Below are 20,019 nucleotides of genomic sequence, written 5' to 3'. Positions count from 1 at the left end.
AACGATCCCTCCTGCAAAGTATACATTTCACTAAATCTATTATTAATCCTGCATAGCTGCTTTCGTATCAGATGAGATTAACTAAAGAAAGATACTTACCGCAGAATAAATGAGCAGCAAGCACATGATGACTCGAAATGCCTTATCGTGTTTTTCAAAAAGCTTTTTAAAAACAGAGCCGAACCCTGACCATAGCAGCAGGGCGAACCAGCCCAAAAAAATGGCCAATGAGAGATAAAAAATAATTGATGTCATTGAATGCTGAAACGGCAGTATAAAAGCACTCATCAATGTTAAGAAGAACAAAACGCTTTTGATATTGATGATCTGGAAGATGAAACCGGACAAAAAAGAAGAGTGCGTGTCTCCTGAATCCTTCTTTGAGCCTTTGGCGAAACCGATCTGCCAGGCCAAATAGAGCAAATAGACTGCACCAGCTATTTTGAAGTAGGGCTCAACAAGAGGAATCCAATTGTATACACCTATTGTAAATATACCGCTGAGAATCCCCAGTGCTGCAAAGCCCGATAAGATGCCGCTATTAAAACGCCACGAACCGATAAAGCCAAACCTTCGCGCTTCATTCATCATTAAGATGTTACTTGGGCCGGGCGTAATGGATGTCAAAATCACATACGAAAGAAAAGCTATAATACTCATTGAATCACCTTCATTTACTAATGTCATATTGGGCAGTTTTTATTGTATGATAGTCATATCTATAAATAAAATTGAAATATAAAAAAGCATTATCATTTTTTTCGATAGAAGGGGAAAACGTATGGAGATCAGACATCTTGTCACGTTCCAAGCCATTGTAGAAATGGGAAGTTACACGGGAGCTGCTGCTAAGCTGGGTTATACGCAATCCACGATCACCACTCATATCCAAGCACTTGAGCAGGAGATCGGCGGCGCTTTATTTTCGTATGAAAAAAGAAATCTAAAGCTGACTCATTTAGGCAGAGAGTTAATCCCTTTGGCAGAAGATTTACTTTCTGCCCACGACCAGATCAAGAATATGAAGAGTGTTCATGAAATCAACGGAGTATTAAAGGTAGCCGCACCGGAGTCTTTAACGATTTCTAGACTAGGGCCAATCATAAGGGAATTTTCACTGAAATATCCTCATGTGAAGATTATATTAAGCAATGGGACATGCGGGGAAAACCAGGTAGATTTATTGAGCGGACGGGTGGATATTGCTTTTATGGTCTATCCAGCAATTAGCCCGGACAAATGCATTCATTATACTTTAACTGAGGAGAGGATTGTCCTTGTGGGCAGTCATGACGGACCGGATCATTTTGATGATTATAAACAAGATATCAGCGGCCATTTTTTTATCACAAATGAAGAAGGCTGCAGCTATCGATCAATGTTTGAAAGGTATCTTGTTAAGCATGACATCTGCAACGTTCAAACAATGGAGCTGTGGAGTATCGAAGCGATCAAACAAACGGTCATGAGCGGGCTTGGCTTTTCTGTTTTACCTTATGTGACAGTGAAAGAAGAGGTGGAAAGCGGTAAGCTGAAAATCCTTGGTCATTCTAAAGCTTTCGAACCGCTGTATTCCCATATGCTGATCAAAAAGAAAAAATGGCAATTGCCGGCGGCAGAGGCTTTTGCTGAACTTGTTTTACATTCGTTTCGTGAATCTGAACAGGAGTCTCTTGTTGGTATGTCCGGTGAATAGACAGGATGTTGGAAAAGGAGGAGTTGGTACGCTCACTCCTTTTCATATTAGTCATCCATCAAACTGCGGCTGAAACCTTGGGTTTTACAAACTTTACGAAAATGCCCCGGACTAAAGGGCCCATTATTAATAATTGCAATGGGTAGGCTAAAATAAAGTTTTTCAGAACGATCATAAGGTAAGCGCTGAATAGGCTGTTCTCGTTAAGTCCATTCGAAAAAACTGCCGTGATTAATCCGAAAACAGACATGCAAAGTACCATACCAACCACCATACAAGTCGACATGGCAAGGACCATATATAATTTCTTAGACTTGTCGAACGGCATTTTGAATGTCATTTTTCTTGCGAGCGGACCGACTAAAAGTAAATCTAACAGTAACGCTACAATAAATCCAATGATCATCTCAAAAGCTGTAACCCATGAAAAATCACGAATGGCTCCGTTGATCACTGCATTGTAAATCGACATGACGCAGACCATCCCAAAGCACATCATCACGCCAAAGATAAGGCCTTCTTTTTTATTTGCTGGCATACAATCAATCCTTCTCTCAATAATCGGTGATTAGTATACCAATGAATCACACATGCTCATAAGTGACAAATTTGTGAGCAATTTATTGGCTGGAATCGTCTTCTTTTGTCATCAGCACATGCGGAATGCCATCCAATATAAATTCCTCTGATGCTGTCTGATAGCCGAGCTTTTCATAAAAGCCTGCTGCCTGTGTCTGACCGTGCAGTTTACATGTATAAATGCTTTTTTCTTTCACAATGCGTTCTAACTCATCGACAATCACTTTCCCCAACCCGAATTTGCGATAGGGCTTCAGAATGCAGATTCTTTCCAGTTTGCCCGCGTGATCAACGATACGCACACGCGCTGTGCCGACCGGCTGTTGTTCATGGTAAACCAGAATGTGCTGGCAATCCCCATGGAGTGTATCGAACTCATCGAACTCGTCGGAAACTGGACAGCCTTGTTCCTCAACAAATACTGTCTTTCTGATGTCAAACGCTGTATGTAAATCATGTTCGTTATTCTCTTCACATTCATGATTGATCCTCCTCTTTATCAGAAAAATGGCTGATGACATACTGTTTAAAGGTCTCTGCCACCGGGGATAAAAATCTGCCTTCTATCCAGGCGATTCCTATGACGCGCTGACATTCCGGCCAGCTGACACGAATTTTTGTGATTTTGCTTTGGTCTAACCCTTTAAGATCGGGCAGAACGGATATGCCAAGACCGGCTGCCACAAAACCTGCCGCAGTGGCTGCTTCTTCACCCTCAAACATAATGTTCGGTTGAATGTCCGCTTTCTCAAACAATTCATCAACCGTCATGCGAAGCGCATATCCTTTTTTCAATAAAATGAAACGCTCATCGGCGACTTCGGTCAGTGCAATGCTTTCTCGATGAGATAACGGATGGTTGTTTGGCACAAATACAAACAGTTCTTCGCTCCATAATTGTATCCAGCGGATCAGCTTTTCAGGCTTGATGGAGGCAAGGAGACAGAGATCCAGATCTCCGGATTTTAATCGTTCAAGCAGCCAATATGAATGGTTTTGCTTCAGCTGGAAGGTAATGTCGGGATATTTCTGCTGAAAGCTGCCGATTAAATCGGGAACCAGCGTTGTTCCTAATGTATGTAAAAAACCGAGAGACACTTCGCCTTGGTCAGGCTGTAACAAAGCTTGGATTTCTTCTTTCCCTTCGGTATATTCCTTCATCATGGCATGAACGCGTCTTAAAAATATTTCTCCGTATTTGTTTAGTTTAATCGAACGTCCTTGCCTGTCGAATAGCGGGACGCCTAAATGGTGTTCGAGTCTGGCGATTGAGCGTGAAAGCGCAGGCTGTGTGATCGACAGACTTTGTGCCGCCTTCGTGACGTGCTCCATGCGGGCCAGTGTTTGAAAATATTCAAATTGTTCCCATTCCAAATCGTCAACACCTCCTACATTACATTTAAGCATGAAATGGATATTTATTATGCATTATACAACATATATCAACGGTGCTAAGATAAATGTATAAACAGACTCGAGGATGTTTGAAATCGCAAGAAATAAAGGATGGGTGTTTATGGAGTGCAGCCTTCAACAAAATGGTGAGGGGCAGATAAAGTCCCGATGACATACATTCAAAAAGGCACACCGGTTTTTCGTAAAATTACGTTTGCTTTCTTTGCTGCAGGTTTTAATACATTTGCCATTCTGTATTGTGTACAGCCGCTTATGGAGGAATTTACGCGGGAGTTTCATGTGACCCCTACAACAGCGAGTCTTTCTTTATCTGCTACAACAATACTCTTAGCTGTCAGCATGCTTGTTTTCGGTTCGTTGTCAGAGGTATGGGGACGTAAGCCAATTATGGCTGTATCCATGCTGGCCGCATCCGTTCTCTGTCTGGCGTCGGCCTTCAGCCCGAATTTTCATACGCTGCTCGTATTGAGAACCATTCAAGGGATTGCGCTCGCTGGTCTCCCTTCGATTGCGATGGCTTATCTTGGAGAAGAAATTGAACCCGGAAGCCTTGGGTCGGCGATGGGGCTGTATATCAGCGGAAACGCGATCGGCGCCGTTTTTGGAAGGATTGTTTCAGGGCTCTTGAGTGAGTACTTTACTTGGCATATAGCGATGGGGTCAATTGGTGTGATCAGTTTGATAGCGAGTATGATATTTTTTATGAATTTGCCTCAATCGACCCATTTTACGCCGAGAAAACTTGAGATCGGTCAGTTGGGAATGTCTTTAATCAGCCACTTGAAGGACCGGAAACTGTTAAGCTTGTTCTTCATTGGTTTTTTGCTTCTCGGAAGCAATGTTGCATTGTTCAACTACATTGCGTATGTGCTGTTAGCGCCGCCGTATTCCTTTAACAAAGCGATTGTCAGCTGGATATTTATTGTGATGATTGTCGGGATTGTCAGCTCGTCTTTTATTGGAAGAATGGTCGATCAATACGGTTATCATAAAATACTGATGATGAATATTTTTATCGTGCTCGCAGGTGCATTATTAACGTTAAACGGCGTATTAGCAGTAAAAATTCTGGGGATTGCTCTTTTTACCTTTGGTTTCTTTGGAGGGCATTCAGTCGCCAGCAGCTGGGTTGGACGGAGAGCCCTGCATAACAAGGCGCAGGCCTCATCGCTGTATTTGTTCTTTTATTACGCAGGTTCAAGTATCTGCGGAACAGTCGGCGGCGTGTTTTGGTCTGCTTTTCATTGGCTGGGTGTCGTCGGTATGATCACGTTCATGCTGCTGTTTGCTTTCGTGCTGTCGGTATTTCTGGCAAGGAGTGAAAACGTGTCGGGCAGCGCGCTATGACTGATTTAACATGTCCTGAGGTGCAGGGCAGTAAATTGAAATGATGGTGACAAAAAAAGGACCTCTGGCGGGTCCTTTTCTTATTGGCTGTTGTTCCAATGGGCCGGGATCTTTAAAGTAGGCGGAAGCTTTGTGCGGGGATTGCCTTTTGCAGCGTTCACTTGTGCCTGCGTTAGAAAAATGCTTCCTGTCAGGTCAGCTCCGCTTAAATCAGCATCTCTGAGATCAGCGCCGATGAAATCTGTCATTCTCATATCAGAATGTCTCAGGTCGGCTGCTATGAGCAGTGCTCCTCTGAAGTTTGCTCCTCTTAGATCAAGCCCTTTCAGTTTCGCGCCGATCAGGGCGCTTCCCCGGCTGATTTTTTTCGGGAGTTTTTGATTGCGGGCTTGGGCACGCACCAGCTCACTCGTTTTTAACAGCCATTCATTAACCTCAGCTCTATGCTCGGACACATGTAGGTTCAGCAGGTTTTCCGCGCTGAGCCTGGTGAGTTTGTCCGTCTTTTCGAAACAAGCCCGCAGCTCACGGTAAATGGGCTTGGCTGCCTCTATAGAAAGAGCTTCATGTAAATACCAAAGCATCTCATGCAGCTGCTGCATAATTGGAAAAACGTCAAACATCTCTTTCGCGGATTGCGGGTTGTTTCGCCAATCCTTTCCCTCATAAGTAATTTGGGATACCTTTTGACCGGCGCCAAAGCATTCATAAGCTGAGCAGCCTCGAAATCCTTTTTCTCTAAGAGCTTCATGTATGGCACATTGATAGTTTGATTCTAAGTTGCGGCAAGGCGTTCCGCCATCTTTATCAAAAGCAAAATCGGCCGATTTCGCATAAGGCAAGGCAACACAGCACAGGCCAAAACAATGTTGGCAATCTGCGCTTATATCATGCTGTCTATTGTCATGTAATGTGAATTCCACAGGCAATATCGTTCACCCCTTTACTCGGGAACTTTGTAAAATATAGGTTTTATTCGTGCTATTTGCATTATATAGGAAATAGGTATACTTTTCATTTTGTTTTCGGTATTAACTGCTCAAACAATGTATAATATATCCAACCGTGATGATGGGGAGGGAACCTTTTGGAACAGCAAATAAAAGAGATCATTTCTGCTTGTGATGCGGCAATCCGGAACGAAGATTTTGATACACTGATGAATTACTATACAGAGGATGCCATTTTAGTTGTGAAGCCTGGCATGATCGCACGCGGTAAAGAAGAAATCAAAAAAGCGTTTATTGCGATCGCAAATTATTTCAATCATCAGCTTGTCCCGACGCAAGGGGAAATGGTCATTTTGGAAGCAGGCGACACTGCTCTGGTCCTTTCTCAAACGCTGCTTGAATCGGATAAAAAGGATTCCGAGTATGCGATGGAAAGAAGGGCGACCTATGTGTTTAAGAAGAATATGCAAGGTGAGTGGCTTTGTGCAATTGATAATTCATATGGTACGGATTTAATTTAGTTTATAGTGCTTAGACATTCTGAAACAAGACGGGCTGCATGTGATCTGCTGTGTACTTTTCCTGCATATAATGATTCATGAAGGTGAATAGGAAAGGGTGAATTCAATTGAATCCATACAACAGCAGAATGGCACCTTATTGGGTTTATCATGGCGGAGAATCAACGCTTTACCAGTATCCATATGTCTATAGGCAGCCCGGTTTCTCGCGCGCCATTATTACTGCAGCGCGGGGTGATGTGACAGGAGATGGAGTCGCTGATGAAGTCTTCCTTACTGGCAATCAAACGTCAGGCAGTCCGCTATGGAGAAATATCACTTTGGTGATACGTGACGGCAAAACACATCAGGAACGGCAAATCCAGCTTCATAACAATATCGGATACAATCCGTCACTTTTTCTGGCTGATGTGACAGGCAATAAAACGGAAGATGTGGCTGTTGTAATCGATACCGGGGGAAGCGGAGGCTCTATCTATGCGTATGTGTTTGCCTATATGAATCGGCAGTTCAGGCAGATTTTCAATTCGGATTCTTTTAATGATGAATTCAAGTACAGTGTGAGCTATCTAAATCAATATAAAGCGAGCGTGGTCAGTCAACGCCAGCATGAACAATATATACTTGATCTTACCTACAAAGGCAGAGACTATTTGAATGAAATTTATACGAATCAGGGTGTTTTAAAAGCGCCGATAGAAGGCTGGGTTAATCCTTTATCCGGCTTGTATCCGGTTGATTTCAACAGAGACGGCGTATACGAATTGCTGGCGTATCAGCGAATCGCCGGAAGGTATAACGCCGACTCATTGGGATATGTTCAAACCGTATTGAAATGGAACGGGCGGAATTTTGGCGTTGACCGGCAGAATGTATCGATTGTTGGCGGTGCCGCAACTTGAGCAGAGGGAATGCGTTAGTGGCAAAGACTCACGCTACAGGTGTTCTGCAACGACGGTCAGATAATAAGATAAACCAGTTTGCTGCTCTTCTAACATTTCTCGATGAAAATCATCCTGCATAAAGAACCGCGTTTGTTTTACGTAATCTTCTTTGCTTGTCGGATGTCCGTTTTGAGTCAGGAACGTAATATGATTCATGACATGCTCTTGCACGGCAGGGTCATGATACGTCACGCCGCTTCTTGAAAAATCAGCCATTCCATCAAGAAAATGTTTTGCCTCTATCGCCATTTTGTTCATTTCATCTACATTGATAGCGTGGGTATCTACTTCAAAATCGTAATGCTCTTTTAAATGGTCATTTTGTTCCGCTAAAGATTGTTTCCATTCGTTTGAGGTTTCAAATCCTTTAAACATTACCTTATGATCCATGTTCTCACCTTTTCTTGTGTATTCTAAAGACGTATTGACCGTTTGAACGAAGCGCTGGTACTTTTTAATTTTCTTTTCAAACAGCTTTTTTTGCTTTTCTAATGTGCCAGTTCTGTCAGCATCCTCATCTAATAACCTTTTTATTTCTGACAAAGGAATATCTAATTCTTTGTAAAAAAGGATTTCCTGCAGTCTTTTTAGCTCGTCGGCACCATAGTACCGATATCCGGCTTCGCTGATTTCTTTTGGGAACAGCAAGCCGATTTTGTGGTAGTGATAAAGCGTTTTGATTGTCACGTTCGCAATGTGCGACAATTCTTTTACTGTTACCTTCACAACTCAATTCCTCCTTCCTCTATCACTATGAGGCCTTACCTTTGGTTGGAGTCAAGAATAAAAATGATGTTATTTTTGCCCGGAGAGAATGGGATATAGCCCCAGAGAAAGCTGTTTTATGATCAAAGAAAAGAGTGCTTGCACACAAGCACTCTTTACTCCAACTTAATTCTTTTCACATCTCCTAGCACAAATACGTAAAAAATCAGCCCAAGCAGCAATACAAAACCGGCAACAAGAAAGCTGAGCGTAAAGGAACCTGTCACATCAAACAAATATCCCGTGAGTGAAGCGGCGATTATGCCTCCGAATAGGTTATTTGCCAGATTTACCATGGAACTCAGCATGGAAACGGAGCCAATCGGGGCCAGTTCTGCGGAGATGGACCAGCCGACCGGAGCCGTTGCAGAAACGCCGGCGAGGCCGATTGAAATGCAGATAATTGCAACGGTAATATTATTCGTCAAAATGGAGCCCAAAAAGAAAAAGCCGAAGCTCATCCCTACAATGATCACGGTTCGGTACACCTTGGTGTTGGAATAGCCTTTTTTGATAAGGTAATCGACGAGCCAGCCGCCGACCACAATGCCGGAAATGGTTGAGATCAGCCACGGCACGGCGGTGAATAAACCGGATGACATGAGATCCATTCCGTATGTATGCTTAAAGAAAGTCGGAAGCCATGTAAGCAGCAGGTTGAATGTATAGCCGTACCCCGTAAATCCGATCATTAAGCCCCATACTTTACGGTTGGAAAACAGTGCTTTTAAAAGCGGGACCGTTTTATAGGGGATTTGTTCTGTTGTGATTGTATTGTGTTTCTGAATATAGTTTAATTCGCTTTTGGAAATGCGTTTGTGCCGTTCGGGCTGCTCATAGTACTGCCAGAAAAAGATGGTAAACAGCACATTGATGCATCCGATCGTTAAAAAGGCGACCCGCCAGTCAAATGTTGTGACGAGAAAGGCGACCAGCGGCGCTCCGATTACGTTTGAAAATTTGGCGGCTGAATCAAACAGTGAGTTCGCCAGACCCCGTTCACTTGGAGGAAACCATAGAGCGGTTGCTTTGGAAGCGGCGGGGAACGCCGATGCGCTTGTCAGCCCAATGAGAAATCGGAACACATATAAGAGCAGTTTTCCTTGTAAAAAAGCGAGAATGATCGTTAAAATGCTCCAAACCGTCATTCCGATTCTTGTGACCCAGGCCACGCCAAACCTGTCCAATAAACTTCCGACGGGCAGCTGCATCAGTGTGTACGAATATGTGTAAATCGAAAACACAAAGCCGAGTTCAGTTGCTGTGAGGTGAAACGAATCTTGTATCGCCGGGGCAGCTACAGAAATGGCCACTCGATCAAAATAATTAAGAATGATAATGCCGCTCAGTAACGAAGATATATACCATCTGGTATGCCCGGGCCGTTTCACGCGCTCTTGACTCATGATGAAAACCTCCTCTGTCATAGCATGATCTCCGGATGTAAATACCATTCAAATTTTAATTACCACAGCTCTCTTTTATGTAAACGGACAGCAGGAATTTGACTGGAAAAGCCCATTGCTTTAGAATGAAAGTAATAAAAATGAACACTCCAAAGGGGAGTAGCTTTCACAGTAAAGTCGTCATTACGGGACAAGGTGTCCTCGGCTTTGCTGGCAATTTGATTGTTAGCGAGACCTTTGCCAAATCTGATTTGGTGAAGGTCTTTTTGTTTCTAAACTTCACCAAATCGGTGGAGTTTTTTTCATTTTTATCAAAAAAGGGAGAGGAGATTCACTATGTCTAAGCTGAAGAAATGGCTGAAACGTGAATTGGTGAAGAAGGGGCTGCCATTAGCGAAAGAGAAATTGATTCCGATCTTAAAAGAAAAAATGAAGAAGAAACGATAAGGGGGCAAACAATGAAGAAAATGGTTCTGACGGTTTTGGCCGGCGCGGGTCTTTTGGGGGCAGGCGGATGCGGAATACTGGATCAGGTGAATGACGGGCTGGATTATACAAATGAAGCGTCAGCTTATGTGGAAAAGGTGAAGACGTTTGCAGAGGAAGCGCCTGCATTGGCTGAGGAAGCTGTAAATGACACTGAGGCGAAAGAAAAACTAGAGACACAGCTTGAGTCCATTCAAAAGGCAGCGGCTGATTTTAATGAATTAACACCGCCTGATGCCGCAGCGGAGCTTCACAACACCCTGCAGGAGCATAACGACACATTGCAAAAAAGTGCGGAAGACGTCTTGCAGCAAGTGGAAGAAGGAAAGGTATCGCTTGAGGAATTGGAGCAATCCGAATTGGTCCAAAACGCTAAGCAAATTACTGATGTGATGGGGCAAATTGAAAAGCTTGGCGAATAAGAAAAAGCATCCCGGGAGGGGACTGACCCCCGTTTTTGAGACAGGGATCAAAACACCTTTTATACAGCCAATTGCCGATAGCTTATCGGTGATTGGCTGTTTAGTTTCGTTTGAATACGAATGTTGTTATAATAATAAATGTATTCTTTGACAGTGCGTTCTACGATGGCGGTCGTGGTTCGATTAATGCTGTTAAGATAGAACGTTTCAGACTTTAGTGAGGAATGAAACGATTCGATGGAGGCATTATCAGCGGGCGTCCCTTTGCGGGACATGCTCATGGTAATGCCTTTTGTTTTAACAGCTTTCTGATACTCATAAGATGTATACACAGATCCTTGGTCACTATGTAACACGCAGTTCTGAGGCAGTGTTGGCAGCTGATCAAGTGTGTTTAAGACAAAGTCTGTGTCCTGCTTATCTCCAATCGTGAAAGCAATTACTTCTCCATTGTATACATCCAATATACTGGAAAGGTACAATTGTTTCTGTCCATAAGGCAAATATGTGATATCCGTTACTAGTTTTTCAAGAGGATGATCGGACTGAAAGTTCCGATCTAATATATTATCAACCACGGCATATGGCTGCCCATTCTTCTTGCGCTTTTTCACCTTAACCCGGCACTGCCACTGATTTTTCTGCATGATACGCTGAACCGTTTTATGGTTAATACGCATTCCCTTTTTTAATATAGCTGTAATTTTTCGATATCCATATCGATACTTGTGCTCTCGGCACAACGTGCCGATTTGTTTTTCCAAATGGCACTTGGGATGATCTTTCATCAGGTTCTTCTTCCAACGATAATAAGATGCTCGTGAAATACCTAAATGAACACAGATATTCTGTACGGTCATTGTGCTGTGCAATACTTCTACAAGTTCGACTGACGTTTGGCTATCAACTTCCTTTCCAATTCGTTGTACTTTTTTAGAACTTCATTCTGTTGTCTCAGATAACGGTTCTCTGCCTGCAGTTTCTCTAATTCGGAAGAATACTCCGGACCTTTTCCGTAAGTGTATTGCTTACCAACAGGCTGTTCAAATCGATGTGTATCCCCAGCCTTATGCCATCTAACCCATGTCTGAACCTGCGTCTTATTCTTGATATTCAATTCCTGCATGATCTCTTTCATAGGTACGCCTGCCAATCTCATTTCTACAGCCTTCTGTTTGACTTCAATCGGATAACTCACTCTTGTTCCCATACAAAAAACACCTCCAAGTCTTATTTAAGGATAACAACTATCCGTTTTCAAACTTGAAGGTGTTTTTTATTTGTCTCATCTTATGGGGTCAGTCCCGAGCGGGATGCTTTTTTATTATTCTGCAATCGCGTCTGTTAACACAGGAACGACTTGTTTTTTACGAGAAACAACGCCTTTAAGAAGGGCTGTATTGTTTTCTAATGTGACGTTGAATGCTTTTTCCACTTTGTCCGCTTCGTTACCGATTGCAAGTGCAAGTGAATCGTTTTCTAAGATGTCTGTGATCACAAGAAGGAACAGATCAAGGTTCTTCTCAGCCACAACTTTAGAAATCACTGCTTCTAACTCAGCTTGGCGCTTTCTCACATCTTCAATATCCACTGTGTTGACTTGTGCGATTTCGACTTTTTTGCTGCCGAGTGTGAATTCTTTTGCATCAAGAGAAATCAGCTCTTCAACTGTTTTTTTGCTTAAGTCAGCGCCGGCTTTCAGCATGTTTAAGCCGTATTCTTCAGCATCTACGCCAGCGATTTCAGCAAGTTCTTTTGCTGCAGCTACGTCTTGATCAGTGCAAGTTGGAGATTTGAATAACAGAGAGTCAGAAATGATAGCAGACAGCATAAGGCCGGCAATTTCTTTCTCGATTGTTACGTTATTTTCTTTGTACATTTTGTTTAAGATTGTAGCAGTACAGCCGACAGGCTCAGCACGATAGTAAAGCGGCTCAGCTGTTTCGAAGTTTGCGATTCTGTGGTGGTCGATGACTTCAAGAACCTGAACGTCTTCAATATCCTTGATGCTTTGCTGGCGTTCGTTGTGGTCAACAAGGATAACGCCGTTCACTTCGTTTGCAGCTGTTTCTACAAGACGAGGGCTTTCTTGTTTGAAGTAATCTAGCGCGTATTGTGTTTCGCCGTTGACTTGTCCAAGTCTGACAGGCTCAGCGTTGAAACCGAGTTTGTTTTTTAAATCAGCGTAAGCAATAGCAGAGCAAATCGTATCTGTGTCTGGATTTTGGTGTCCGAAAATAAGTATTTTTTCCATGATAACTCCTTATCCTTTTTTAAGTAGTGTAAACATTCTTTTTATAGTTTAACACGTCTTGCTGCGGGTGTAATCATGCAAACCCTTAAAAATTGATGTGAATAAAAAGCATTTTTTTTGAGTGGAAGAGGAAAGGTGTGTAAAATACTGGGTAGGTCAGTTACAAAATGATCTGTAGTATCAAAAAAGGTACTATTGGAGGGTCGAACATGAGCCGAAAAAACAATATTTATCCGAACAAAGAAGGCTGTCCAGTTGAATTTACACTAGATGTCATTGGCGGAAAGTGGAAAGGGATCCTTTTTTATCACATGATAGATGGCAAGAAACGGTTCAATGAGTTTCGCAAAATCTGCCCGAGTATTACCCAACGAATGCTGACCCTGCAGCTTCGGGAGCTTGAAGCGGATGGCATTGTTCATCGCGAAGTTTATCACCAGGTGCCGCCCAAGGTCGAGTATTCTTTGACAGAATTCGGGCGAACGCTTGAGCCGATTGTATTGCAAATGAAAGAATGGGGTGACGCCAACCGAGAAGTACTGGAGGCGCGTCGTTCGAACAGTTTATTAAAAGAACAGCAGAAGTAGCAGCAAAGGGAGAGCCTTTGCTGCTTCTTTTATTTCATCGAAATGGCTTTATTGGCGTTTCTGACGTCATTTTTTAACAGATCAGAAAGGTTGTAAGATGGGTAGTATCCATGCTGATACATGTATTGATAAACCTGCGCATGCAACTTAATGGCAGCGTTTAGCTGTTTGACAAGTACGGTTCTTAATTGAGGTGTTGCTGTTTCTGTAATTGCAATGGCATAGCTGCGGACAGATGTTTTGGCAAAGCCGAGCAGGTCACCGCTGTAAAATGGATTATCCGCGCGCTCTTCTTCTTCATCATCGCGAGGCATCGGCGCCTGAGGGAAGAACGGGAGAAGCTCTTTTAAGTTTTGCTCAACGGCCTGAATGGACACGCTATAAAGCTGTCTGAGCTGAGGATCTCTAACTTCTCTAATCATTTTCTTCAGTTTAATGAGCCCGTTTGCCTGAAAAGCAACCAGCTCATGCATCTCTAATGTTTCATGCCAAGCCAACGTTCTGCGTTCATCCATGTAACAAATCTCCTTTATCAATCAGATTCTGTATCAGCATATGCCCAACGTTCAATGTTGTTCATGATGTTTTGAAGTTTTTAAAAAGGGAAATTCACCTTATATAGGATACGGGTTGAGAACATCCAAAAAGAGGTGAAACACGATGTGGGACATGATAAAGAACTTTTTCTTGTTTAGCAGCGGCGTTCTGCAAGCAACAACCCTTTTACTTGTGATTTTAATATTTGTGTATGTCAGAAAAACGAAGAAGAAAAACAAAGAATCTTCTGGTTTTATGGATGATAAAGAATAAGAAGTGATGGGCATTCTTTTAAAGAATGTCTTTTCGTTTGCAATGTTTCACATGAAACATTGGCGTCATTTTACTTGCGATTTGGACTTATGTTAAAATATAAAAGTAATTTTAGAGATGATATGAAAACATTGGTGCAAAACATGTTGCGGCGATGAAAAAAAGAGCAGTCGTTTATGCTGCTCTTTTCTATTCGTATGTTCAGTATGATACGAGGTGACTAAGTGAAACAAACAAGAGCATTAATGGAAGGTGCTATTTTAATCAGTTTGTTTGCGATCATCACACTGTTGGTCGTTTATGTTCCATTGATTGGAACAATTCTGTTATTTGCACTGCCGCTGCCTATGATCCTTTATACGATCAGACACGGATTGAAATTAGGATTATGGATGGGCGCTGTCAGTCTTCCTGTTGTCTTTATTGTCGGGTCCTTTAACGGACTTATTGTAGCTTTTATGTCAGCTTGTGCGGGCATTGCCATGGGGCATTTTTTCAAAAAAAGAGAACCCGGTCATGCTATTATTTCGGGTGCCCTTATTTATATGCTTTGTATCGTGTTCTATTTTGTGATAAGCATTCAGTTTTTGGGTATCAATATCATTGATGAAGCAATGACACAATACCGGCAATCACTCGATATCGTTGAATCCGTTTTGAAACAATCGGGTGATGCTGAAGAGCTTGAGAAACAAATGAAACTGATGGAAGAACAATTGAGTACGGTTCAATATCTTTTTCCAACAGCTATCGTGATGGTAGGAGCCATTTTTTCTTTCCTCAGTTACCTTATCGCTAAGCCGCTCTTAAGGCGATTCTCCCCCGATATTCCTAGTCTAAAGCCTTTTAGAGAGTTGAAGTTTCCGCAAAGTGTTGTAGTGCTGTATTTGTTGATTGTCATTCTTTCATTTCTGCCTTTAGAAAAAGGCCAAATGCTGTACTCTATCGCTTTAAATGGGGAGTTTATACTCGGGTTTCTTATTTTTATCCAGGGTTTATCATTTATCTTTTTCTATTGCCATAAGAAAAAATATCCGAAGGCAGTCGCCGTCATTGCAGTCATTCTTGGTTTTCTGCATCCGATTTTTATGGCAGCCATTCGCATTTTAGGCGTTATGGACATGGGCTTTAACATAAGGAATAAGGTGAAGTGAATATGAGTTGTACTCACATGGTGGGGAGTGATAGAAATGCCAAGCTTTTATGAAAAACCGTTGTTTCGGTATCCCATCTATGCATTGATTGCTTTGTCAATCATTACAATCCTCATCAGCTTTTATTTTAACTGGATCATAGGAACCGTCGAAGTGTTGCTGCTTGCAGTTATACTGTTTTTTATAAAACGCGCGGATTCTCTTATTCGAAAAGAGATTGACGCTTATATTTCTACGTTATCCTACAGGTTGAAAAAAGTCGGTGAAGAGGCATTGATGGAAATGCCGATCGGCATCATGCTTTTTAATGATCAATACTATATAGAATGGGCAAATCCGTTTCTCTCTTCTTGCTTTAATGAAAGTACTTTAGTGGGGAGATCACTTTATGATACGTGTGAATCAGTTGTGCCGCTCATCAAACAAGAGGTAGAATCGGAAACGGTTACATTGAATGACCGAAAATTTAAAGTGGTCATCAAACGGGATGAGCGTCTGCTTTATTTCTTCGATGTGACGGAACAGATACAGATTGAAAAGCAATATGAAAATGAAAGAACTGTGCTGGCCTATATTTTCCTTGATAACTATGATGATGTGACGCAAGGATTAGACGACCAGACGAGAAGCACGATGAACAGCCAAGTGACATCTTTGCTCAACGCTTGGGCGCAGGAGTATGGAATATTCCTGAAAAGGACTTCATCAGAACGTTTCATCGCTGTGCTTAATGAACACATTTTAACCGAACTTGAAAATTCGAAGTTTTCGATTCTGGATGAGGTACGGGAAAAAACTTCATTTGACGGCGTCGCGCTGACCTTAAGCGTTGGTGTCGGAGCTTCGGTCTCATCGCTGAAAGAGCTTGGCGATTTGGCGCAATCCAGTCTGGACTTAGCACTGGGCCGCGGCGGAGACCAGGTAGCCATTAAGCTGCCAAACGGAAAAGTGAAGTTTTACGGCGGTAAAACGAACCCGATGGAGAAGCGAACAAGGGTGCGCGCCCGCGTGATTTCTCATGCTTTAAAGGAAATCGTTTCTGAAAGCAGCAATGTGATTATCATGGGTCACAAATTCCCCGACATGGATTCTATCGGCGCGGCGATCGGGATATTAAAGGTGTCACAGGCAAATAACAAAGATGGATTTATTGTGATTGATCCGAATCAAATCGGTTCAAGTGTGCAGCGCTTGATTGAGGAAATTAAAAAATATGAAGATCTGTGGTCAAGGTTCATTACGCCTGAAGAAGCGATGGAAATTGCCAATGACGATACGCTGCTTGTCATCGTGGATACACATAAGCCGTCGCTTGTTATGGAAGAACGGCTGGTAAACAAAATTGAACATATTGTGGTCATCGACCATCACCGCAGAGGCGAAGAATTTATCAGAGACCCGCTGCTCGTCTATATGGAGCCGTACGCTTCATCAACAGCGGAATTGGTGACAGAGCTGCTTGAGTATCAGCCGAAGCGCTTAAAAATCAATATGATTGAAGCAACCGCCCTATTAGCTGGTATAATAGTGGATACAAAGAGCTTTTCACTCCGCACTGGCTCGCGGACCTTTGATGCAGCTTCATATTTAAGAGCGAAAGGCGCCGATACGGTGCTTGTGCAGAAGTTCCTCAAAGAAACCGTTGATTCCTATATTAAACGGGCGAAGCTGATCCAGCATACGGCCCTCTATAAAGAGAACATCGCGATTGCGTCTCTGCCTGAGAATGAGGATGAATATTTCGATCAAGTGCTGATTGCGCAGGCTGCGGATTCACTGCTGTCGATGAGCGAGGTTGAGGCTTCATTTGCGGTAGCGAGACGTGATGAACAAACTGTTTGTATCAGTGCGCGGTCTCTTGGCGATGTGAATGTTCAGATCATCATGGAGGCGCTGGAAGGCGGAGGACATTTAACAAATGCGGCGACTCAGTTATCCGGCATTTCAGTAACAGAAGCGCTGGAGCGGCTGAAGGGCGCCATAGATGAGTATTTTGAGGGAGGCGTACAAAGATGAAGGTTATTTTCTTACAAGATGTAAAAGGAAAAGGAAAAAAAGGCGAAGTGAAAAACGTAGCAGACGGTTATGCGCATAACTTTCTGATTAAAAAAGGCCTCGCGGTTGAAGCGAACGCGTCAAACATCAGTGTACTAAACGGTCAAAAGCAGAAAGAGAAAAAAGAAGCCATCGCAGAGCTTGAGCAGGCAAAGAGCTTAAAAGAAACATTAGAAAAACTGACTGTTGAGCTCAGCGCGAAATCAGGTGAAGGCGGCCGTTTGTTCGGCTCTGTCACAAGCAAGCAAATTACTGAACAGCTTCAAAAAGACCATAACATCAAAGTGGATAAGCGGAAGCTGGAACTGCCGGACGGCATTCGCGCGTTAGGTTATACAAACGTTCCTGTGAAATTGCATCCTGAGGTGCAGGCTGTGTTAAAGGTACATGTGAAAGAAGAAGCTTAATAGAAAAGAGGCTTGGATTGATCCAAGCCTCTTTTTTTATTCTGCGAGATAAAGGGTTTGCTGGCTTTCTCCGCCAGGTCCACCTTTCATGCCTTGCTGGCTGCTTGTGCTGCTCGAGGAACTGCTGTACTCGTCAGAAGATATTTCTTGACCGTGTTTCTTGATCCAAGAAACGAGTTCAGTATTGCCTGAGTTAGTTTCTGACAGCAGGAAGTATTTCACTTTGCCTTCTTTGACTAGTTTTTTCAGATCAGAGACAGTCAGAATCGGATCTGTGCCGTTGAAGCCGCCGAGTGCCATGACAGATTCATCTGTATCGATGATATATGGCGCAGCCGTTACGGTTGTTAACGTAGCGAATAAATACTCTTCGCCGGTATTATGCTCTCTCAGATAAGACAGGAGACCGGTGTCCATTTCTGAGGAGAACATGTTTCCTCCGTTTGCCGAGCTTTTAAGCTGCGGGCCGGATTCAGGAAGAACGCTGTTGCCCCCGTATAAAAGCGGCGTTGCTGACCAGTAGATTGGTGCGAGGAGCAGCACACATAAGCTGACAATGATTAGCTGTTTGCTGCTTTTGAGCATGAGCAGAGCAATGGTGGTGCCGAGTCCTGCGAGTCCGAGTACATACATCCAACCACTGCCGATTTGGCTTGTATAAGCACTCAAAATATACACTTGGAATGCGGCTGTAATGAAGACGGCCGCTGGCAGCAGGCAGCTTGTCCAATCTTTATTGTTTTTGTATAGGCGGTACATTGTATACCATCCGATACCGGAAAGTGCGGCAATCGGCGGTGCCAGCATAATCAAGTAATACTGGTGGAAGAATCCCGCGATGCTGAAGAAACCTGCCACAGGTACAAGCCATGCTGTCCAGAATAGCGTTTCTTTCAATTCTGCCGCCTGACCACGGCGATCACGGCACCAGCTGACAATTACACCAAGTAATCCGATCAATGCGAATGGAAGCATCCAGCTGATCTGGCCGGAAAGAGCAGATTGGAAGAGACGAAGCGGTCCTGCATCACCTGTGCCGAACATGTTCATGCTTTTTCCGCCGCCCCCGCCGGATCCTCCATTCCCTGGTCCGCCTGTTGGAGGTGTGCCTCCTCCATTGGAAGCGCCGCTTTGTCCAGAAGGCGGCTGAGGAGCCTGTGCATTGCCCCCGAAGGAATCGGTGCTGTTTTGATTTCCATCTGCCTTGCTGTTTCCGTTCTGAGATGAAGAGGTTCCGTCAGATGATTCATTGTGATTTGGCGCTTGCATCGTGCCATTATTCTGCATGTTACCGCCGCCTGCGCCATTCATATCACCGCGTGCAAGGCCGGTGGTTTGCCCAAGCAGCCGCTCTGTGCCGTTATATCCGAAGGCGAGTTCTAACACAGAGTTTGTCTGGCTGCTTCCGATATACGGCCGGCTGGAGGAGGATGTTGAATCCACAATAACCGCCCATGAGAGCGATATACTGGTTAGGAGGATAAGAGACAGAATCAGCGATCCTGTTTTTTTCTTTAGCGAAATCCGAGAAGCAATCAGGTAGAATAACACAAATGCAGGCAATACCATAAAGGCTTGCATCATTTTCATATTAAATGCAAGGCCGATCAGGCCAAAAGCTGTCAGGAGCCAAACGAGCTTGCCTTGTTTGACCGCCCGAAGCAGGCATGATGAACCGAGCAATAAGGTAAAGACAAGCATGCTGTCAATGTTGTTTGTCCGGCTGACGGCGACTGCGATTGGTGTCAGCGCCATGACAAGCGCGGCGGCGCGGGCCGCTCCAATGCCAAATGTCGGTTTGATCATTCTGTACAGAAGGAATACCGATCCAACCCCGGCGAGAGCCTGAGGAATGATGACACTCCACGTATGAACACCAAAGATCAGCGCGAAGATCGTTTGAATCCATAAAACAACAGGCGGCTTATCAACTGTTACAAATCCGGAAGGGTCAAATGACGCATAGAAGAAATTGTGGAAGCTTTGCGTCATGCTTTTCACCGCTGCCAGATAGTATTGGTTCGCAGCGTCATCCTGCCAAATGTGATAGGTGTTGAGAAAAGCCGCTGCAAGCAAAATAACAATAAGGACTGTGTCGAAACGTTTGGTTTTCATCGTTTTTCACCTCTTTATGATGTCTTATTGTAAAAAACAAATATGAAAAACTTATGAATAAACCATAAAGATTCAAAGAATGTCTGACCGTTTTTCCATAAAAAA

General features: G+C 43.4%; 20 protein-coding genes and 1 pseudogene. 10 read left to right on the top strand and 11 right to left on the bottom strand.

The window, feature by feature from the left end; all coding sequences use genetic code 11:
* Positions 1 to 81: 81 nt before the first annotated feature.
* Positions 82 to 660 carry a LysE family transporter gene (locus NSS75_RS21900; protein ID WP_024123540.1) on the bottom strand — a complete coding sequence of 193 codons (579 nt, stop codon included), beginning with the start codon at positions 658 to 660 and terminating at the stop codon, positions 82 to 84.
* A gap of 121 nt (positions 661 to 781) precedes the next feature.
* On the opposite strand from NSS75_RS21900, the gene NSS75_RS21895 reads away from it, so the two are divergent.
* Positions 782 to 1,696 carry a LysR family transcriptional regulator gene (locus NSS75_RS21895; protein ID WP_339235186.1) on the top strand — a complete coding sequence of 305 codons (915 nt, stop codon included), beginning with the start codon at positions 782 to 784 and terminating at the stop codon, positions 1,694 to 1,696.
* A 58-nt stretch (positions 1,697 to 1,754) separates the two neighbouring features.
* On the opposite strand, the gene NSS75_RS21890 is transcribed toward NSS75_RS21895, so the two are convergent.
* The 3 genes and pseudogenes from NSS75_RS21890 to NSS75_RS21880 all read right to left on the bottom strand — a co-directional run bounded on the left by NSS75_RS21890 (position 1,755) and on the right by NSS75_RS21880 (position 3,649).
* Positions 1,755 to 2,234 carry a DUF2798 domain-containing protein gene (locus NSS75_RS21890; RefSeq protein ID WP_326323489.1) on the bottom strand — a complete coding sequence of 160 codons (480 nt, stop codon included), beginning with the start codon at positions 2,232 to 2,234 and terminating at the stop codon, positions 1,755 to 1,757.
* A gap of 82 nt (positions 2,235 to 2,316) precedes the next feature.
* Positions 2,317 to 2,756, bottom strand: a pseudogene (locus NSS75_RS21885) (GNAT family N-acetyltransferase).
* A complete protein-coding gene (locus NSS75_RS21880; protein ID WP_339235182.1) occupies positions 2,753 to 3,649 on the bottom strand; it encodes a LysR family transcriptional regulator in 897 nt (298 codons plus the stop codon). The pseudogene NSS75_RS21885 and the gene NSS75_RS21880 overlap by 4 nt, the downstream one beginning before the upstream one ends.
* A 189-nt stretch (positions 3,650 to 3,838) precedes the next feature.
* Between NSS75_RS21880 and NSS75_RS21875 the strand changes: the two genes are divergently transcribed.
* The gene (locus NSS75_RS21875) at positions 3,839 to 5,038 is read left to right on the top strand and encodes an MFS transporter (RefSeq protein WP_339235179.1); all 1,200 of its coding nucleotides are present in this window, start codon (positions 3,839 to 3,841) and stop codon (positions 5,036 to 5,038) included.
* A gap of 80 nt (positions 5,039 to 5,118) precedes the next feature.
* On the opposite strand, the gene NSS75_RS21870 is transcribed toward NSS75_RS21875, so the two are convergent.
* Positions 5,119 to 5,967, bottom strand: a complete 849-nt coding sequence (locus NSS75_RS21870) for a pentapeptide repeat-containing protein (RefSeq protein WP_339235176.1) — start codon at positions 5,965 to 5,967, stop codon at positions 5,119 to 5,121.
* A 158-nt stretch (positions 5,968 to 6,125) separates the two neighbouring features.
* Here NSS75_RS21870 and NSS75_RS21865 point away from each other — a divergent pair, with 158 nt between their 5' ends.
* Both NSS75_RS21865 and NSS75_RS21860 read left to right on the top strand, forming a co-directional pair.
* Positions 6,126 to 6,509 (top strand): nuclear transport factor 2 family protein, encoded by a 384-nt coding sequence (locus NSS75_RS21865; RefSeq protein ID WP_339235173.1) that lies wholly within the window; start codon positions 6,126 to 6,128, stop codon positions 6,507 to 6,509.
* 107 nt (positions 6,510 to 6,616) lie between these two features.
* On the top strand, positions 6,617 to 7,411 hold the full coding sequence (locus NSS75_RS21860; RefSeq protein ID WP_024123533.1) for a hypothetical protein: 795 nt from the start codon (positions 6,617 to 6,619) through the stop codon (positions 7,409 to 7,411).
* 33 nt (positions 7,412 to 7,444) lie between these two features.
* Here NSS75_RS21860 and NSS75_RS21855 read toward each other — a convergent pair whose 3' ends face one another.
* Together NSS75_RS21855 and NSS75_RS21850 are read right to left on the bottom strand one after the other, a co-directional pair.
* Positions 7,445 to 8,179: a MerR family transcriptional regulator gene (locus tag NSS75_RS21855; protein ID WP_339235170.1), complete on the bottom strand. Its 735-nt coding sequence runs from the start codon at positions 8,177 to 8,179 to the stop codon at positions 7,445 to 7,447.
* A gap of 155 nt (positions 8,180 to 8,334) precedes the next feature.
* Complete coding sequence (locus tag NSS75_RS21850; RefSeq protein ID WP_339235167.1) at positions 8,335 to 9,645, bottom strand: MFS transporter; 1,311 nt, start codon at positions 9,643 to 9,645, stop codon at positions 8,335 to 8,337.
* A 437-nt stretch (positions 9,646 to 10,082) separates the two neighbouring features.
* On the opposite strand from NSS75_RS21850, the gene NSS75_RS21845 reads away from it, so the two are divergent.
* Entirely contained in the window at positions 10,083 to 10,532 is a 450-nt protein-coding gene (locus NSS75_RS21845) for a DUF6376 family protein (protein WP_185848387.1), read from the top strand.
* 59 nt (positions 10,533 to 10,591) lie between these two features.
* Here NSS75_RS21845 and NSS75_RS21840 read toward each other — a convergent pair.
* Both NSS75_RS21840 and NSS75_RS21835 read right to left on the bottom strand, forming a co-directional pair.
* Positions 10,592 to 11,742 (bottom strand): IS3 family transposase gene (locus NSS75_RS21840; RefSeq protein ID WP_339233173.1). Its coding sequence is split into 2 segments (ribosomal slippage): positions 10,592 to 11,469 and positions 11,469 to 11,742, totalling 1,152 coding nucleotides; the frame shifts between segments, so codons are not numbered across the junction.
* Between the two features lie 114 nt (positions 11,743 to 11,856).
* Positions 11,857 to 12,786 (bottom strand): manganese-dependent inorganic pyrophosphatase, encoded by a 930-nt coding sequence (locus NSS75_RS21835; protein ID WP_010332614.1) that lies wholly within the window; start codon positions 12,784 to 12,786, stop codon positions 11,857 to 11,859.
* A gap of 209 nt (positions 12,787 to 12,995) precedes the next feature.
* On the opposite strand from NSS75_RS21835, the gene NSS75_RS21830 reads away from it, so the two are divergent.
* The gene (locus NSS75_RS21830) at positions 12,996 to 13,373 is read left to right on the top strand and encodes a winged helix-turn-helix transcriptional regulator (RefSeq protein ID WP_024123528.1); all 378 of its coding nucleotides are present in this window, start codon (positions 12,996 to 12,998) and stop codon (positions 13,371 to 13,373) included.
* 29 nt (positions 13,374 to 13,402) lie between these two features.
* Here NSS75_RS21830 and NSS75_RS21825 read toward each other — a convergent pair whose 3' ends face one another.
* The gene (locus NSS75_RS21825; RefSeq protein ID WP_024123527.1) at positions 13,403 to 13,888 is read right to left on the bottom strand and encodes a spore coat protein; all 486 of its coding nucleotides are present in this window, start codon (positions 13,886 to 13,888) and stop codon (positions 13,403 to 13,405) included.
* 145 nt (positions 13,889 to 14,033) lie between these two features.
* On the opposite strand from NSS75_RS21825, the gene NSS75_RS21820 reads away from it, so the two are divergent.
* From NSS75_RS21820 to rplI, 4 genes are all read left to right on the top strand, one after another.
* Positions 14,034 to 14,183, top strand: a complete 150-nt coding sequence (locus NSS75_RS21820) for a hypothetical protein (RefSeq protein ID WP_010332611.1) — start codon at positions 14,034 to 14,036, stop codon at positions 14,181 to 14,183.
* Positions 14,184 to 14,407: 224 nt separating this feature from the next.
* Positions 14,408 to 15,337 carry a YybS family protein gene (locus NSS75_RS21815; RefSeq protein ID WP_339235160.1) on the top strand — a complete coding sequence of 310 codons (930 nt, stop codon included), beginning with the start codon at positions 14,408 to 14,410 and terminating at the stop codon, positions 15,335 to 15,337.
* A 36-nt stretch (positions 15,338 to 15,373) separates the two neighbouring features.
* Positions 15,374 to 17,353, top strand: a complete 1,980-nt coding sequence (gdpP, locus tag NSS75_RS21810; RefSeq protein ID WP_024123525.1) for a cyclic-di-AMP phosphodiesterase GdpP — start codon at positions 15,374 to 15,376, stop codon at positions 17,351 to 17,353.
* Positions 17,350 to 17,799, top strand: coding sequence for a 50S ribosomal protein L9 (gene rplI, locus NSS75_RS21805; protein WP_010332608.1), 450 nt, complete (start codon positions 17,350 to 17,352; stop codon positions 17,797 to 17,799). Before gdpP ends, rplI begins: the two co-directional genes overlap by 4 nt.
* A 36-nt stretch (positions 17,800 to 17,835) precedes the next feature.
* Here the strand turns inward: rplI and NSS75_RS21800 are convergent, their stop codons facing one another.
* On the bottom strand, positions 17,836 to 19,914 hold the full coding sequence (locus tag NSS75_RS21800) for a glycosyltransferase family 39 protein (protein ID WP_339235155.1): 2,079 nt from the start codon (positions 19,912 to 19,914) through the stop codon (positions 17,836 to 17,838).
* Between the last annotated feature and the right edge of the window lie 105 nt (positions 19,915 to 20,019).

Origin of the sequence: Bacillus sp. FSL K6-1012 (assembly GCF_037964915.1) — a bacterium.
GTDB classification, from domain to species: Bacteria; Bacillota; Bacilli; order Bacillales; family Bacillaceae; genus Bacillus; species Bacillus halotolerans.
Note: the sequence above shows the minus strand (reverse complement) of the source record. Positions and strands in the feature narration are given on the sequence as shown.